The sequence below is a fragment of the Crocosphaera chwakensis CCY0110 genome (assembly GCF_000169335.1).
Classification (GTDB): domain Bacteria; phylum Cyanobacteriota; class Cyanobacteriia; order Cyanobacteriales; family Microcystaceae; genus Crocosphaera; species Crocosphaera chwakensis.
In genome coordinates this window covers 25,770-42,538 of record NZ_AAXW01000025.1, presented here as the reverse complement: position 1 = coordinate 42,538, position 16,769 = coordinate 25,770, and the positions used below count along the sequence as shown (strand labels likewise).

Below are 16,769 nucleotides of genomic sequence, written 5' to 3'. Positions count from 1 at the left end.
GCAAGAAGAATAGGGTAGGTTATCAATAAATCATTAATAATTAATAATTGTTTTATCTTTGTCGACAACCTCCCTCTTCATTATTAATTAATGAAGAGTCATGATTTTCTCATCAAATTTTAAGTAATGGTTATTATAATTTGAGATATAGTTTCAGGTAGGACTTATTGGCTTGCTGAAGCTAACAAGTTATTAGTAATGAATAACGTTATTAATCATGAACCCTGTTGATTTTTTGCTCATTATTCATCCTGTATTAGCCATTATTTGCGTTTTCCCTTTGATTGGAATTGTTTCTTATTTTGCTTGGCAAACTCGTCAAAGACGCTTAGCTATTATTGACAATCATAAGAGTAAAATTCCTCCTATTGTGGGGTCAGAACATCTTAAAATAGGGCGTTGGTTGTCTAGTTTTGTGATAGCTGTCACTTTATTTGGACTAGCTTATCCCATTGGAGAAAACATTATTAAAAATCAGATGTGGTCTAGTAATTTCTTACAATTTATTTTTCTTATTTTAATGTTTATTTTAACTGCTGTTTCTCTCTATTTTCTTCATATTTCTAGACAGAAACATTGGCGGGGAATTTTTGCCACATTGACGGGAATGGGAATTATCATTTTAGGGTGTCAAGATGGAGTATTTCGTCGAACGAACGAGTGGTATATTTCCCATTATTATTATGGGATTACTGCTGCTTTATTAATGATTTTTTCCTTAGCTATTATTGAAGATATTTATAAAGATAAATCAAATCGCTGGCGAAAATTTCATATTATTCTTAATTGTTTCGCCTTATTATTATTTATGGGACAAGGAATAACAGGCACTAGAGATTTATTAGAAATTGGAAAGTATAAATTAGGAGGATAACTATTCTATTGCTCCTAAAGTTGGAAACTAATTACTTTTATATAGCAGTTCCCTTATTGGTAAGGTACAAAAGTGATCCCTATTGAAAGCTAGAAGGCAGATGTTGTGTTTACCTCATAACTCCGAGAAACGCTATAAAATAAATGAATTGGGATGAGATTACGCTCATCCCAATCAAGCTAAATTATTGTTGGCTAAATTCTCTCTTAAGATAGAAGATTTTAGCGAGTTGATTTAGCGAATATATTCTTTAAGAATACTATTACGGTTAGGATGACGTAACTTCCGTAATGCTTTTGCTTCAATTTGACGAATGCGTTCACGGGTAACATTGAAAATCTGGCCAATTTCCTCTAGGGTTTTCATGCGGCCATCATCCAAGCCATAACGTAACCGCAGGACATCTCTTTCTCTGGGGCTTAAAGTATCAAGGACATTCTCTAAATCTTCCCGTAAAAGGTTTTTAGAGACTTCATCTTCTGGGGTTTCCCCATCCGCTTCAATAAAATCCCCCAAACGGGAATCTTCTTCTTTCCCGATGGGGGTTTCTAGAGAGATAGGAAGTTGTGCTGATTTGGCAATGAAACGTAACTTCTCGATAGTCATTTCCATGCGAGTCGCAATTTCTTCTTCGGTAGGCTTGCGACGCATTTCTTGAGAAAGGAGTTTTGTTGTTTTCTTGATACGGGAGATAGTTTCGTAAAGATGGACAGGAAGACGAATGGTGCGAGATTGATCGGCGATCGCTCTAGTGATGGCTTGGCGAATCCACCAAGTAGCATAGGTAGAGAACTTATAGCCTTTCTCGTGGTCAAATTTTTCAGCAGCCCGAATCAAACCTAATGATCCTTCCTGAATCAAATCTTGGAAAGATAAACCGCGATTCATGTATTTTTTAGCGATGGAAACCACTAAACGGAGGTTAGAATGAACCATTTTATCCTTAGCTTTACGTCCTAAATATAAACGACGCTTAAACTTAGGAAGATAAGCTTTAGATTCTAGCTTCCAGGTTTTTTCTAAATCTGAAATTATCTCAGCCTTTTGTAACATATCTGTTACTTCAGACCATTTAGGTTCTTTCTCCTTTGATGATTGAGCGCGAAGCATTTGCTCAATATTTTCCCATTGAAAGATTCGTTTGCCCCATTGTTCATCCGTAGGTTCTTGATCAAGTTCTTCCCATAATGCTTCTCTAATTCGTTCAAGTTGGAGTAGATCAGCAATTTTACGAGCTAATTCAATTTCTTCTTCAGCCCGCAAAAGTCGAATGCGACCTATTTCTTGCAAATAAACCCGAATCGAATCCTCTGTGTAAGGTTTTTTCTTCCCAGGATCTCGACGACGAGAAGCAGTAATCTTGCGTGTTTTTTTACCATCTGCTTCAGCAATATCATTAGTAGATGTGTCTGGGTCTTCATCAATAAAGAATGCTACTTCCATCTGAGATTCAGTAAGGGTTAATAGGTCGTTAGCCTGCGTCATACCGTTTTCCTCTTGCTCCTTCGGTGCAAAACTAGAAATAAGGGTGAATGATTAGTTGAGTTAGTTAAATGAGTCTCGCTGGACTATTTTCTAGGATAGACCTAATTTTCTTAGACGATATGAGATCATGGCGATTTTTGAGGATAATGAGTTGTTTATTCCTAGATTATCTTCAAAATCTCATAGTTCTCACTCTATGAAAATTAAAGACTTATCCGATTGTAGCCTCGATTACCAAAAATCGGGGACAGTTTTTGTTTTAATGGCATCAAGATTGAATGAATCTTGACTCAAAGTCGTCCAAGTTTAGGGTTAAAGAGCGTAGACACTGAGTTTAACACTCAACTATTTTAGGTAGATTTTCGTCTGAGATCAGGTTATTCCGATAGAATAGATCAACAAAAAGTGGTATTTTTGTTTTTAACAGACGAAAAAATTTAGTTCTTTTACTCATACGTTAGCAAAGTTTTTGAGTGATCGATCTATTTAGGTTCGGTTAACACCCATAAAATATCAAAGTTTGATGACCCGTGATCCTCTTCTGGTCAATTCTTTCCGTTGTAATAAAGAATAACTGAAGATTGCACTGATTCCCGTCACCAAACTGACAGCAGTTTTTGACTGGGTGTATTAATAATTACTTTATTTTGAGTGAGTGTGGGAAGTGTGGGGAAACTTTCTAAGTTTGCTCTTGATTCAATGCAAATGAAAACTGCTATGAAATCTCACATCTATTCCCATACTACTCAATTGAGACGTTAGTTGATCTTAAAAGTCTCAAATTAGGTAAGGTTTTTCAAAGAACTGATATTGTTAATAGACACACTCCAACCCCCCAAGTTAAGCCAATTAAAACTTGAAAAGGGGTATGTCCGAGTAACTCCTTTAACCTCTCTTCTGTATTAAGCTGATGGGTATCATGTATCAACTCATCGAGTAATTGATTGAGTATTCGGGCTTGTTTTCCTGCTGCTTGACGAACTCCTGCTGCATCGTACATGACAATTACAGCAAATAAGCAAGCAATGGCAAATTCTGGACTTTCCCACCCTCTGGTTAATCCAACTCCTGTGGCCAAAGCGCCAACTAAGGCAGAGTGTGCGCTTGGCATTCCCCCTGTGGTAACGAGGTAGCGAAAGTTAATTTTGCGATAACGAATTAACTCAATAATTAACTTCAATCCTTGAGCAGAAAAACAGGCCATCAGGGACACCAACAGTATTTTGTTGTGAAAAATTGCTTCAAAATCCTGCATGATTAATGGTGAGAAAGTTTAATTTTTGCGAGCAACAATAAATTGGGCGATCGCTTTTAAAGGTTGAGCAGATTGCCCGTAGGGATCGACCTGGGCGATCGCATCATCAATAAGGGCTTGTGCTTGTTTTTGAGATTCTTCTAAGCCCCACAAACTAGGATAGGTGGCTTTTTTGTCCCTTTGATCTTTCCCTGCGGTTTTTCCTAATTCTTCCGTACTAGCTGTTACGTCTAAAATATCGTCGATAATTTGAAAGGCTAACCCAATATTCTGAGCGTAACGAGAAAGCCGTTCTACGTCCTCTTGCTTTGCTCCAGCCAAAATAGCTCCAGACACCACAGAAGTCTCTAATAATGCCCCTGTTTTGTGGATATGAATGAATTTTAAGGTGTCTACTGTGACATCTAATTTCCCTTCCGATTCTAGGTCTAATACTTGACCGCCTACTAATCCTGCAGCCCCTACCGTACGCCCTAAACGAGCAATCACATTCATAAGATTGGCTAAATCTACGTTACGAGTTTGAGTGGCCACATATTCAAAGGCGTAGGATAATAAAGCGTCTCCAGCTAAAATCGCAATGTCTTCTCCATAAACCTTGTGATTGGTCAGTTTTCCCCGTCGATAATCATCATCATCCATAGCAGGGAGATCGTCGTGAATTAAAGACATGGTATGAATCATTTCTAGGGCGCAAGCCGTGGGAAGTGACATCTCTACCGTTCCTCCCATTAGCTCACAAGTGGTTAAGCAAAGAATGGGGCGTAATCGTTTTCCTCCTGCTAAAAGCGAATAGCGCATGGCTTCGTAGATTTTTTCAGGACGGATAATGGGAAGGGACTGATCCAAGGCCGCTTCAACCAACTGTTTTTTATCTTTAAGATAGGACGCAAGATCAAAATCCGATGCTTCTGTGTGCGTCACACGGTCTTCACCTGTCATAACCATGTCTGAGTGCCTATAGTTAACTATTATTTTGTATCATTTCTATCAGTTTACTTTACCGCAAGTCTTCACTCAATGGAGTCTCTAAAATGATAGCCATTTACCCAGGCAGTTTTGATCCCATTACCCTTGGTCATCTCGATATCATTGAGCGAGGCGTTTTATTATTTGAAAAAGTCATCGTTACAGTTATGTACAATCCTAATAAACGACCTCTGTTTCCTGTAGAAAAAAGGGTCGAACAAATTATTGAATGTACGCAACACTTATCTGGGGTTGAAGTGGATAGTTACCGAGGATTAACGGTAGATTACGCAAAGTTACGGAACGCTCAGGTATTATTACGGGGTTTACGGGTCTTGTCTGATTTTGAGAAGGAATTGCAGATGGCTCACACTAATAAAACTCTGTCTGAAGATGTACAAACTATTTTTCTAGCTACTAACAAAGAGTATAGCTTTTTAAGTAGTAGTACCGTCAAGGAAATTGCCCAGTTTGGTGGCTCTATTGCTCATATGGTTCCTGAAAATGTGGTTCAGGATCTTCGAGAATATTATAAAAACAAAAAATGAACCCAATAATTTATAATATTATTATCAATTTCAAGATTTTAATTCAAAATTGATTTTATCCAAGAAATTACTTAATTTCTATGAGAAAAATTTGATTGAATTACAAAATTATACTTAGTTACAGTTAAAAATTATTCAAAAAAACTGTAATTATACTTATTGATAATTATCCCACTTATCAAATCATGAACACTTTTATTTCTCGTTTGTTAGTTTTTACCCTTTGTCTAACCCCAGTGACCTTAATCGTTACTTCAAGACCAACTTGGGCAGAAACCGAAAGTATTGAAACAACCCTACAACAACTGACAGAACAAGCCAAAATACAAACTGAACAAGGCCAGTCTCAACAAGCGATCAACACCTGGCAACAAGTTCTCGATATGGCTCAACAACATAATAAAAAAAACTTACAAGCCTTCGCCTTGGTGGGACTGGGGTTAAATTATCATGAACTTCAACAACCTTCGACAGCATTAGACTATTATCAGCAAGCGTTACCGATGGCTCAACAAAGTGGCGATCGCCGAGTTGTTGGTGCTGCTCTCAATAATATGGGAGCATCCTATCAAAGTCTTGGACAATATCAAGAAGCCTTGACTTACTATCAACGGGCATTACCCATTACTCAACAAGTAGACAAACCCGCAGATATGGCAAAAACGCTCAATAATATCGGAGAAGTTTACAGTTTAACTGGAAAAGTATCTACAGCTTTACAATACTACCAAGAGGCGTTATACATAGCCCAGAAAGCCAGTGATCCCATCTTAGAGCAAGAAATACGTCATAACATCGCTCAAGTTGGAAACTAAAAAATTGAAAAAATTACCCCTTAGAATGTAAGAAATCTTGCAATGTCGAAAAGTTTTGTTAGATGTAGTCAGCACTTGACTTAAATGCACTTACCCAATACAGAGTTTATCACTATGATAATCAAGAACCAAATTCGGCTTCACCACATTGCTGAAACTGAACGTCGCTAGCTATGCTTGGCTCGTCATCGGTATGCTACTGAATACTCACTGGACAAGGCATCCTTCTCAATTAGGTTTAATGTAAGTAAAAAGGGTGAGTTATACTCTCACCCCCTTCTATATACAAGTACGGTCAATTGGATTGGATTATAGCCGTTCTCAGTCAAATTATATACATTTTTTTTATTTAGGGTGATATTTTCTCACTCTATTTTTTTGTTGGGGAAGAAATTAACGCTTATAATACAGCAATTTCTATATCCGTGAGATATACATGACTCAATACTTAATTAAACGCCTATTAATTGCCATACCTACCCTAATTGCTATTAGTTTAGTTCTCTTTACTATTTTAGCATTAGCCCCAGGTGATCCATTAGGAGAATTCGCTTCTAACCCTTCTATCACCGAAGAAGTTAGAGAAAATATTCGTAAAAATTTGGGATTGGATCAACCTATTCATATCCGTTATATTAAATGGTTTTTTGCCTTTATTAGAGGAGATTTAGGCTATTCTTTTACCAGTCGAAGTCCTGTATTAAACCTTATTTTACAACGTTTACCCACTACTTTATGGGTAGTAGGAACTGCCTATATATTCAGTATTTTAGTAGCTTTTCCTTTAGGACTTATTTCTGCTGTTAAACGTTATTCTTGGTTAGACCAAATCATTACAACTTTTGCATTTTTAGGCTATTCGTTACCTACTTTTTTAACAGGATTATTATTGATTGTTATTTTTAGTGTTCAATTAAATTGGTTTCCTTTTATTTATAATAGTACCCTAGAAGTAACTAATTTTTCTACTTTTATCGAACAAGTAAAACAGTCTATCATGCCTATTGCTGTGTTAGCTTTATATCAATCTGCTGTGTTAATGCGCTTCATTCGTTCTGCTATTTTAGATGAATTAACCTATGATTATGTTCGCACAGCACAAGCAAAAGGATTAAGTAATTTTGCTATACTTAAAAATCATATTATTCGCAATGCTTTAATTCCTGTAGTAACCTTAATTGCCCTAGATATTCCCACTATTTTTACTGGAGCTTTAGTAACAGAACAAATATTTAGAGTACCAGGAATAGGGGCATTATTAATTGATTCAATTTATCGTAGTGATACCCCTGTTGTTATGGCCATCACCTTTATTTATGGCATTTTAATTGTTATTTTTAATCTGATTGCTGATATAACCTATGGTTTTCTTGATCCTAGAGTTAAATATTAAGAAATGTTAGAGATAAGGACATTATTTATAGTATGACTGATAAAGACTAACGTAAAGATATTTATCAAAACCTGTGAATCCCCACTCATTTCCTTTAATAATGAAAATAGGACAATAAAGGAGAAAAGTCCGATGAATGCCTTATCTAATAATCGTTGGAAATTTCTTAGCTGGACAACTATTGTAATGTTTGCCCTGGGTTTCTGGCTAAGTAGTAGTCTTATGCTTGATTGTGTTGTCATTCCTGGGTTATCTTTATCAGGGATGATGAGCCAGGGAAGTTTCGCCAGTGCAGGGTTTATTATTTTTGGATTATTCAACCGCATTGAATTAGTCTGTGCAGCTATTGTTTTAACGGGATTTTTGATTTTCCGTCGCCATCATCTTCTTATTCATCTTCAGGAACGTTGGTCAATCATTTTAGCCAGCGTTTTACTTGGTATCGCTTTAATTTACACTTATTTCTTAACGCCAGAATTAAGTGCTTTTGGTTTAGAAATTAATCCGTTTGCAGCCACCAACACGATGCCTTCTGCTATGATTTCTCTTCATTGGAGTTATTGGGTTTTAGAAGTGGTTAAGTTTGCTATTGGTATTACTTTGTTACGCTGGTGTTATCGTGATTCCTGTGAATTAAAGTAGATTGAGTCATGAAATTGAGTAAATATTTCCTCCCATTTGGGGGGATTTTTTATTAGATGACGACATAGCAGACGTTACTGTAGTGTGGGTATGTGGGTAATGCAAACCTTACAAGGTTTTGTAATTTTATCGATATCTTAATCATAATGCGTAGTACCATAACCGCCATATCATCGAATTCTCAGATAACTTAGGTAACTCTTATTTTTCACTCAGAATTCAGTCATATCCTTTTAATATAACTCTCCCATACTAAGAATAACGAAACAAAGCAATGGAGTTATTAATCATGAAAGGGTTTATTATTACTGGTTTATCTTCTCTCGTTTTAGGTAGTTTTTTCACTCCTGTTAATGCAACTGAAATTATGGCAGTTAATTCTACTGTAGAACAAAATCAAATCTCTTATTTATCCCCCATTAACTTAGTAAGTCACGGAAGAAGTGGTACTTTTAGCGAACAAGGAATCCCTAGTCATATTCGATTTAGTTTAGCGATTAAATCGGGTAAAGTTGATGCTGAGTCTTTAGTTAAAGCTGCTGTGGAAGCTGGACGTTTATCTTCTGAAACCCTTAATAATTCAAGTTATTTATCTAATGTTCAATTTGAGTTATCCCAAGTCGATAATGATTAATTTTTGTACTTCATTCTCTCACCACTGTAACAGACTAATATCTCTTTAATTTTGAATTCTACTATTTTCTAATTAATTGAAAATAGTAGGATTTTTCTTTATTTCAATCATAGTTCTCAACAAAAAAGGGTGAGACTTGCCCACCCCTTGCTTGTACATTCAAAATAACGCTGAAACTTAGTAAACTTCAACGTGCCAACGATGTTCTTTTTTCAGTCCTTTAACAAAGTCAGACCATTCTACTCCTTGTTTTTCAGCAAAAGGTTTTAATCCCTCTTCGATACCAGCTTCCATCCCTTTGAGTCCACACATATAGAGATGGGTTTTAGGATCTTGTAACATATTCCATAACTTTTCAGCTTGTTCAGCAACACGGTGTTGAATATACATCCGGCCACCCTCACTATTCTTTTGTTCACGACTAATAGCGTAGGTTAACTCAAAGTTATCAGGATAGTTTGTTTGAATTTCTTCTAACTTATCTTTATAAAGAATGTTAGCGGTGTAAGGAACCCCAAAGATTAACCAAGACTTACCTTTAAACTTGTAATCTTCATGCTTCTCAAAGAACATCCGCCATAAGAAAGCGCGGAAAGGCGCAATGCCGGTTCCAGTAGCTAACATGACAATATTAGCATCTTCATCGTCAGGGAGTAACATTTCCTTCCCCACAGGGCCGGTAATAGCTACATCTGCACCCACTTCTAAGTTACAGAGATGGGTAGAACAAACACCATAAACCGTTTCATTGGTTTCGGGATGTTGATACTCTAACTGACGAACACACAAAGAAACAGTCTTATCATCTAACTTATCCCCATGACGGGTAGAAGCGATGGAGTAGAGTCTTAACTTGTGGGGTTTACCATTGTCATCGGTTCCAGGGGGAATAATACCGATACTTTGTCCTTCTAAATAGTGAAGGTCACCACCAGAAATATCAAAGGTCAAATGTTGAACAATACCACTACCCCCTTCAGCGACCAAAGGATAATTTTCGACACATTTGCCAATGTAGGGGTTTTTGGGCTTATAAATATTAACAGGAACTTTTGTTTTCGCTTGAGTCATAGGTTTACGTTTCTTTTCCGTTGGGTTGCTTTGCTGTGGTTGAGCAACTTCAGCTTTACTAGAACGGTTAGAAGTAGAAGTCGGCTTGAGAGGGGTTTCAGCGTCGAGAGGTTTAATGCTGACAATACGGCCTCCCATGCGAGTAATACGACGCATTTCTTGATTCATCCGTTCGTAGGGAACCGTAATGAAGACGCTACCACTACGACGAATGGGATAGTCAAGACTGTCATTGTCTGTATTTTGACTTAACCCTTCCACTTCATAGACAAACAGACGGCTTCCATAGGCTGTTGTCTTGCCGGAAGTTGCTGCTAAGGCTGAACTGTACATCTATCTCTCCTGAAATTATGTTACATATCATAACTGCTCTATTTAGCCTACCATCGGGTGGTAATCTTAAATACAGAGTTATGAATTGCTTAATCAAGAGGGGAAACCTTAAATTAGATCAGCGCGTTCATAGAGCATAACGAGATTATTTATAAAAATCTGTTAAACTTGCATCAGTTTTATATTTTTTTCCAAGAACGATTTTGGAAATATTTATTGATGACAAATGCCTTGTCTCTTGTGAAGAGTGATGTCGGTCTGGTAAAATCCATTGTCAGTATTTAATACGTATCTGGATCTTGTTAGGATCTCGTCAACTTTAGGGTAAAAAACAGAGTTATTACTCTGCAAAAAATTTTATCCAACAATTGACCAATTATGCTCCCTTTATGGGAGACTTTAATGACAAGGTAATGAAACCGGGTTAACAATTCTGTTTTGCACTTAGAGGGAAGCTATGACCACAAATTTAGACCGCGTGGTTCTTATTGCAGTTGCCGGAGATTCCGGTTGCGGTAAATCTACTTTTTTACGTCGTTTAACCGATTTATTTGGTGAAGAGTTTATGACTGTCATCTGTTTGGATGACTATCACAGTTTAGATCGCAAGGGAAGAAAGGCAGCCGGTGTGACTGCTTTGAATCCTAAAGCGAATAATTTTGATCTGATGTATGAGCAAATTAAAGCCTTAAAATCAGGTCAGGCCATTGATAAACCTATTTATAATCACGAAACGGGAGAACTTGATCCCCCAGAACGGATAGAACCGAATAAGGTAGTCGTCATTGAAGGATTACATCCTTTATTTGACGAAAGAGTTCGTGAATTGGTTGATTTTGGGGTTTATCTCGATATTAGTGACGAAGTTAAAATCAACTGGAAAATTCAACGAGATATGGCAGAAAGAGGACACTCTTATGATGATGTCTTAGCCTCTATTAATGCTAGAAAGCCTGATTTTACGGCTTATATCGAACCCCAAAAAGAACACGCTGATGTAGTTATTCAAGTGTTACCTACTCAGTTAATTGAAGACCACGAAAGTAAGTTATTAAGAGTTCGTTTGGTTCAAAAAGAAGGTGTTGCTAACTTTGAACCTGCTTACTTATTCGATGAAGGATCAACCATTGACTGGCGGCCTTGTGGACGTAAGTTAACTTGTGCTTATCCTGGTATCAAGATGTACTACGGTCCTGATAACTTCATGGGTAATGAAGTGTCTATCTTAGAAGTGGATGGTCAATTCGATAACCTTGAAGAAATGATCTACATCGAAAGTCATCTCAGTAAAACGGGAACCAAGTATTATGGTGAGATGACCGAACTTTTACTACAACACAAAGATTATCCTGGTTCTACCAATGGAACTGGTTTATTCCAGGTGTTAGTAGGTTTGAAAATGAGAGAAACCTATGAAAAGTTAACTGCAGATCAGCCAGTTCCTGCTCAAGTTTAATTATCCCATTTAACTCATCTAAAAACCGTGAGGAAACTTCGTTTTTTCTCACGATTTTTTTTGTCAAAATTAAACTAATACGGCTCTCCCGTACCTGTGGTGATAAGTACGGCTTATTAAAATAAGCAAGCTAACAGTTTTTCTCTCATATTATTGAAGTCTTTAAACCCATAACTTTGTTGCTGTTTATCATTATAGTGTCTGTTTTCATTATCTATTTTAGATTAGCAATCAAAGCAGTAGATACTATCCAGCGTATTCATTGCTCTTTTCATTTAATAATTTCTAAAACAAAGTATAAATAAAAGGAGCGATCGCAGATCCTTGGGTAAAAATAATTAAGGCACCTAATAACACTAAAGTAATAATTAATGGAGCTAACCAATACTTTTTCCGTTCGCTTAAAAAGCCCCATAAATCTTTTAATAGTTCTATAAATCCTTCCATTAATAAGGTTTCTCCATACTAATTTTGTTTTTAATTTGACTAGAAGCTCGATAAGTTTCTAACCTTATCTCAAATTTTCTTTTCAAAGGATCTCGCTTAATGATCTTCATAAATAAGCCCATTGGTGTCACAATAATAAAGAAAATAATCCCTAAAATAAGACGACTATTGACCCATGCAAGTACCTGTGCAACTCTCATCCATCCTTGATAAATAGGGGCAAGAGATTGGGGAATTAGTAGCCCTAAACTACCTAAAATAACTGCAATAATCCAAGGAATTAATGGTAAAGCATGACCCCATAATAATGGTAAAATTAAGCCAAATAACAAGCCAATAAATATCCCTGTTATTAAACCAAATTCTCGTAAACCCCTTTTATCTAACTTCGGTATTTCATGAAACATATTTTAACCTCTTTTATTAATTAATCTAATTCAAATTCGTTTTTCCAAGATTCATCTTTTCGCCATTGGCGTTGTTTAGACTTAGCTAATAAATAATTATTAATCACTAAATAATCCATCTCTGTCCGCATAAAACAACGATAGGCATCTTCCGGCGTACAAACAATGGGTTCTCCCCTAACATTAAAGGAAGTGTTAACTAAAACACCACAGCCTGTCAAGGCTTCAAATTGTTTAATTAATTGATAGTAACGGGGGTTCGTTTCAGGGTGGACTGTTTGCACCCTTGCTGAATAGTCAACATGGGTGATAGCAGGAATCTTTGAGCGAGGTATTTTCAATTTATCGATGCCAAATAATTGTTTTTGTTCTGTTGTCATGGCGATATGTAAATCTTTTTTTACTTCAGCAACTATTAACATATAGGGACTGGGTTTATCCAACTCAAAATATTGGTCAACTTTCTCTGCTAAAACGGAAGGAGCAAAGGGGCGAAATGACTCTCTATATTTAATTTTTAAGTTCATTATTGATTGCATTTTCTCATTACGAGGATCACCAATAATTGAGCGATTTCCTAATGCTCTTGGTCCAAATTCCATCCGTCCTTGAAACCATCCTACTACATTACCTTGTGCTAAAATTTCTGCTACTTTGTGAAACAGATCATTATCTTCTAAATAAATATAATTAGCTTTAACATCATCTAGATACTGCTGTGCTTCTTCATCAGTAAATTGAGGTCCTAAATAAGCCCCTTGCATAGCGTCACAATTGTTGGCGTAACGAGGCTTGTCTAAATATTGATGCCAGATAGCTAAAGCTGCCCCAATAGCTCCACCAGCGTCCCCTGCTGCTGGTTGAATCCAAATATTTTTAAATTTACCTTCTCTTAAAAGTCGTCCGTTAGAAACACAATTTAAAGCAACTCCTCCGGCTAAACATAAATGATCAGTTCCTAATTCTTGGTAAGCTGTATTCGCTAACTTTAAGACGATTTCTTCAGTTACTTTTTGAATAGAAGCAGCAATATTCATCTCCCGTTGTGTAATTTCGCCTTCAGGTTTTCGAGGAGGTTGACCAAACAACTGAGCAAATTTATGATTAGTCATAGTTAAACCTGTCGCATAATTGAAGTAATTCATATTAAGGCGAAAGGTTCCATCTTCTTTAATATCAATTAAATTTTCTAGAATTAAATTAGTATATTTAGGTTCTCCATAAGGGGCTAAACCCATCAATTTGTACTCACCAGAATTGACTTTAAATCCTGTATAGTAGGTAAATGCAGAATATAATAAACCCAAAGAATGAGGAAAGTCGATTTCCCACTGAGGAATCATTTGATTACCCTCCCCTAACCATAAGGAGGTAGTTGCCCATTCTCCCACTGCATCTAAACATAAGATAGCTGCTGTTTCAAAGGGACTAGCAAAGAAAGCAGACGCAGCATGAGATTGATGATGTTCTGTAAATAATAAAGGAGGAAGTTGAGAGGTTTTACAGTTAGCTAATTTTGCTAATTCTTTCTTTAAAATTGTTTTTAAATACAACTTTTCTTGTAACCATGCTGTCATTGCTGTGACAAAAGAACGAAACCCTTTGGGTGCATAAGTAATATAAGTTTCTAAAAGTCTTTCAAAGGTAATTAAAGGCTTTTCATAAAAAACAATATAATCTAAGTTCTGTAAAGAAAGATTAGCTTCTGTGAGGGCATAACAAATGGAATTTTTAGGAAACCTAGCATCATGTTTCTTGCGTGTAAATCTCTCTTCTTGCGCTGCGGCCGTAATTTTTCCTGATTGAACTAAAGCGGACGCACTATCATGATAATAGGCCGAAATGCCCAAAATGTTCATCTTAAACTTAATCCTCCACCCTGCAATACCAAACTAACGATGAGTAAGAGATAATCTCTAATCCATAAATAAATAAACATAAGGATAGCATAGAAGACGTAAAAAAATAAAATAAGCTCCTCAACACACAAAAAGTTAAAGAAATGAAAAAAAAATTAAGTTTATCCCCAAATCCAAAAATTGGTAATAAATAAAGCTAAACTAGCAGCTAAACCTTAGCTGAAGCAAAGCTAAGAAATAAGTCAAATTATTGGTAATATAGAAAAAAATAATGCTGTTCAAGTCACTGTGGTATGATTGTCGCTGGTTAAAGCGATTTACCGCCATAATTACCATCAGCTTATTACTCCTATTTTCATTCCCCGCATATGCACAAAGCCAACCTCCGGCTAAAAATGTCATGGTGCATTTGTTTGAATGGAAATGGACAGATATCGAAGCTGAATGTGCTTATCTTGGGGAAAAAGGCTATAATGCCATTCAAGTTTCACCCCCGAACGAACACGCTGTTAAAGCCAGCGATGGCTATCCTTGGTGGCAACGGTATCAACCCGTCACCTATGAATTGGATAAAAGTCGTAGTGGTAATTTAGATCAATTCAAAAGTATGGTAGACACCTGTTGGAAAAAACATGGTGTCAAAATCTATGTTGATGCCATTATTAACCACATGGCTGCAGGAGACGGTATCGGTTCAGCAGGAACTTCCTATAAAGGGGCTTCTGACTATACCCTCTACGACAAAGACAGTACAACGTACAAATACAGTAATTTAGATTTTCATAATCAATGTGGTATTAACTGGGACGAAGATGTTCCAGCCAGAGAAATTCGAGATTGCTGGGTTGCAGGAGGCGGACTTCCTGACTTAAAAACAGAATCAGATTGGGTCAGGACAAGGATTATCGAGTTTCTCAATAGTATGATTAATATGGGTGTGGCCGGTTTTAGAATCGATGCGGCCAAACACATGAACCCCGAAGATATTACCTATATTGCAGCTAACTTAAATGATTTACGTTCGGATGAGGGTTGGTTTTATCCTGGTAGTCGCCCCTTTATTTTCCAAGAAGTGATCTTCGGTTATGGTCAAGATTCAAAACCGAGTGACTATGATAATACTGTCAAAGGCAGTAATCTTAACGTTACTGAATTCCGTTACGGTACAGCAGTCGGTCAAAAATTTCGTAATGACGACTCCGGAACCATCTCCGATTTTATTAAATATAATTTTCCTGTGGCCAGTGGCGGTTGGGGAATGTTAGATAGTGCCTTTTCTGTGGTTTTCACCGATAACCATGATAACCAAAGGGGTCATGGTAGTGGGTATTGGACTAGCGAAGATGACAATAGTATTGGCGGTATTGTCACCCATTTTTATGATGGTCGTATTTATAATTTAGCTAATGTTTTTATGTTGGCTTGGCCTTATGGGACTCCCAAAGTAATGTCTAGCTATAATTGGCCACGGGATGTTCGTTGTAGTCCATCAGGGTGTAAGGATGTGAACGATGGAGTTGGACCTCCTTCTGATGGCAGTGGCAACACTAAAAATGTAGCCTGTTTTAAAGACTGGGTTTGCGAACATCGTTGGACTTCTATCGCTGGTATGGTCGGCTTTAACAACTATGTCCAAGATGCCTGGAATATTGGCAATACTTGGCATAATGATCGCAACCAAATCGCTTTTTCTAGGGTGACACCCACAGGAGCTGCTAAAGGTTTTGTCATCATCAACCGAGAAGGATACGATCTTAATCGTTCTTTTCAAACGGGACTCCCCGAAGGCAGATACTGCGATGTAGCACGAACAGACTACACTTTAGGCAGTACAAAATGTGATGGTTCAGTTATTGATGTTGATCGTTCAGGGTTTGCTAACATCCAACTTAGTCCCATGAGCGCATCTGCTATTCATATGGGTAGTTTGATGACAGAGACAGATGTAGTTGTAGACCCAGACACTGAAACGGGTCCGGATACTACAGTCAAGAAGGTTGATGTCAGCTTTAGTTGTCAAAATGGCCATACAGAACTGGGTACCAGTGTTTATGTGGCTGGTAATATTAAAGAACTAGGCAACTGGTCTGTTAAGGATGCTTCCCAAAAACTTGCTCCCACCGACTATCCAACCTGGACAGGAAGTTTAACATTACCAGCTAAAACTAACTTGGAATGGAAATGCGTCAAAGCTTTGGAAAGTTCATTGAAAATTACCCAATGGCAAGGTAATACCAAAACCAAATCAGGAAATAACGAGGTATTCGTCGGGAATTCTAATGTGTCCGTCACTGGCGGTTTTTAAGGCTAGACATTAATTACCTAAAATGGAATAGGAAACTTACTCCTATTCCACTTTCTTGACAACATATTAATAACTTTATTGTGGAAAACCTTACAAAATTGCCACTATGGCCAACGTAACGCCAGTCCAAAATAGGGTCTTACTACGAGCAGAACATAAGCCGGGTAACATCATAACTGTTTATCTCCATAAAAAATAGAGAAGTTAGCTCTATCTATTTTTAATATACTATTTCTATTCTGAAATTAACTCAGTATATTCTAGGTAGAAGGAGAC

Annotated in this window: 15 protein-coding genes; 8 read left to right on the top strand and 7 right to left on the bottom strand. The window is 37.0% G+C overall.

Annotated elements, in window-relative coordinates; genetic code table 11:
• Window positions 1-217: 217 nt before the first annotated feature.
• Complete coding sequence (locus tag CY0110_RS15850; protein ID WP_008276495.1) at window positions 218-874, top strand: DUF4079 domain-containing protein; 657 nt, start codon at window positions 218-220, stop codon at window positions 872-874.
• Window positions 875-1,108: 234 nt separating this feature from the next.
• Here the strand turns inward: CY0110_RS15850 and rpoD are convergent, their stop codons facing one another.
• The 3 genes from rpoD to crtE form a co-directional block, all read right to left on the bottom strand.
• A complete protein-coding gene (gene rpoD, locus CY0110_RS15845; RefSeq protein ID WP_269719986.1) occupies window positions 1,109-2,398 on the bottom strand; it encodes an RNA polymerase sigma factor RpoD in 1,290 nt (429 codons plus the stop codon).
• A 757-nt stretch (window positions 2,399-3,155) separates the two neighbouring features.
• Complete coding sequence (locus CY0110_RS15840; RefSeq protein ID WP_035799631.1) at window positions 3,156-3,614, bottom strand: divergent PAP2 family protein; 459 nt, start codon at window positions 3,612-3,614, stop codon at window positions 3,156-3,158.
• A gap of 18 nt (window positions 3,615-3,632) precedes the next feature.
• Window positions 3,633-4,562 carry a geranylgeranyl diphosphate synthase CrtE gene (gene crtE, locus CY0110_RS15835; protein ID WP_008276492.1) on the bottom strand — a complete coding sequence of 310 codons (930 nt, stop codon included), beginning with the start codon at window positions 4,560-4,562 and terminating at the stop codon, window positions 3,633-3,635.
• An 86-nt stretch (window positions 4,563-4,648) separates the two neighbouring features.
• Between crtE and coaD the strand changes: the two genes are divergently transcribed.
• The 5 genes from coaD to CY0110_RS15810 all read left to right on the top strand — a co-directional run bounded on the left by coaD (window position 4,649) and on the right by CY0110_RS15810 (window position 8,615).
• Entirely contained in the window at window positions 4,649-5,131 is a 483-nt protein-coding gene (coaD, locus tag CY0110_RS15830; protein WP_008276491.1) for a pantetheine-phosphate adenylyltransferase, read from the top strand.
• 185 nt (window positions 5,132-5,316) lie between these two features.
• Window positions 5,317-5,946, top strand: coding sequence for a tetratricopeptide repeat protein (locus tag CY0110_RS15825; RefSeq protein ID WP_008276490.1), 630 nt, complete (start codon window positions 5,317-5,319; stop codon window positions 5,944-5,946).
• 436 nt (window positions 5,947-6,382) lie between these two features.
• Window positions 6,383-7,339, top strand: coding sequence for an ABC transporter permease (locus tag CY0110_RS15820; RefSeq protein WP_008276489.1), 957 nt, complete (start codon window positions 6,383-6,385; stop codon window positions 7,337-7,339).
• Between the two features lie 132 nt (window positions 7,340-7,471).
• Window positions 7,472-7,981, top strand: a complete 510-nt coding sequence (locus tag CY0110_RS15815) for a hypothetical protein (protein WP_008276488.1) — start codon at window positions 7,472-7,474, stop codon at window positions 7,979-7,981.
• A 289-nt stretch (window positions 7,982-8,270) separates the two neighbouring features.
• Entirely contained in the window at window positions 8,271-8,615 is a 345-nt protein-coding gene (locus CY0110_RS15810) for a hypothetical protein (RefSeq protein ID WP_035799639.1), read from the top strand.
• A gap of 177 nt (window positions 8,616-8,792) precedes the next feature.
• On the opposite strand, the gene petH is transcribed toward CY0110_RS15810, so the two are convergent.
• On the bottom strand, window positions 8,793-10,019 hold the full coding sequence (gene petH, locus CY0110_RS15805) for a ferredoxin--NADP reductase (RefSeq protein WP_008276486.1): 1,227 nt from the start codon (window positions 10,017-10,019) through the stop codon (window positions 8,793-8,795).
• Window positions 10,020-10,476: 457 nt separating this feature from the next.
• On the opposite strand from petH, the gene CY0110_RS15800 reads away from it, so the two are divergent.
• A complete protein-coding gene (locus CY0110_RS15800; RefSeq protein WP_008276485.1) occupies window positions 10,477-11,475 on the top strand; it encodes a phosphoribulokinase in 999 nt (332 codons plus the stop codon).
• 285 nt (window positions 11,476-11,760) lie between these two features.
• On the opposite strand, the gene CY0110_RS30435 is transcribed toward CY0110_RS15800, so the two are convergent.
• The 3 genes from CY0110_RS30435 to CY0110_RS15790 are packed head-to-tail and all read right to left on the bottom strand — an operon-like array spanning window position 11,761 to window position 14,188.
• A complete protein-coding gene (locus CY0110_RS30435; protein ID WP_008276484.1) occupies window positions 11,761-11,922 on the bottom strand; it encodes a DUF5989 family protein in 162 nt (53 codons plus the stop codon).
• Complete coding sequence (locus CY0110_RS15795; protein WP_008276483.1) at window positions 11,922-12,329, bottom strand: SxtJ family membrane protein; 408 nt, start codon at window positions 12,327-12,329, stop codon at window positions 11,922-11,924. Before CY0110_RS15795 ends, CY0110_RS30435 begins: the two co-directional genes overlap by 1 nt.
• 20 nt (window positions 12,330-12,349) lie before the next feature.
• Window positions 12,350-14,188, bottom strand: coding sequence for a carbamoyltransferase family protein (locus CY0110_RS15790; RefSeq protein ID WP_008276482.1), 1,839 nt, complete (start codon window positions 14,186-14,188; stop codon window positions 12,350-12,352).
• 271 nt (window positions 14,189-14,459) lie between these two features.
• Between CY0110_RS15790 and CY0110_RS15785 the strand changes: the two genes are divergently transcribed.
• Complete coding sequence (locus CY0110_RS15785) at window positions 14,460-16,493, top strand: carbohydrate-binding module family 20 domain-containing protein (protein WP_008276481.1); 2,034 nt, start codon at window positions 14,460-14,462, stop codon at window positions 16,491-16,493.
• The last annotated feature ends 276 nt before the right edge of the window (window positions 16,494-16,769 follow it).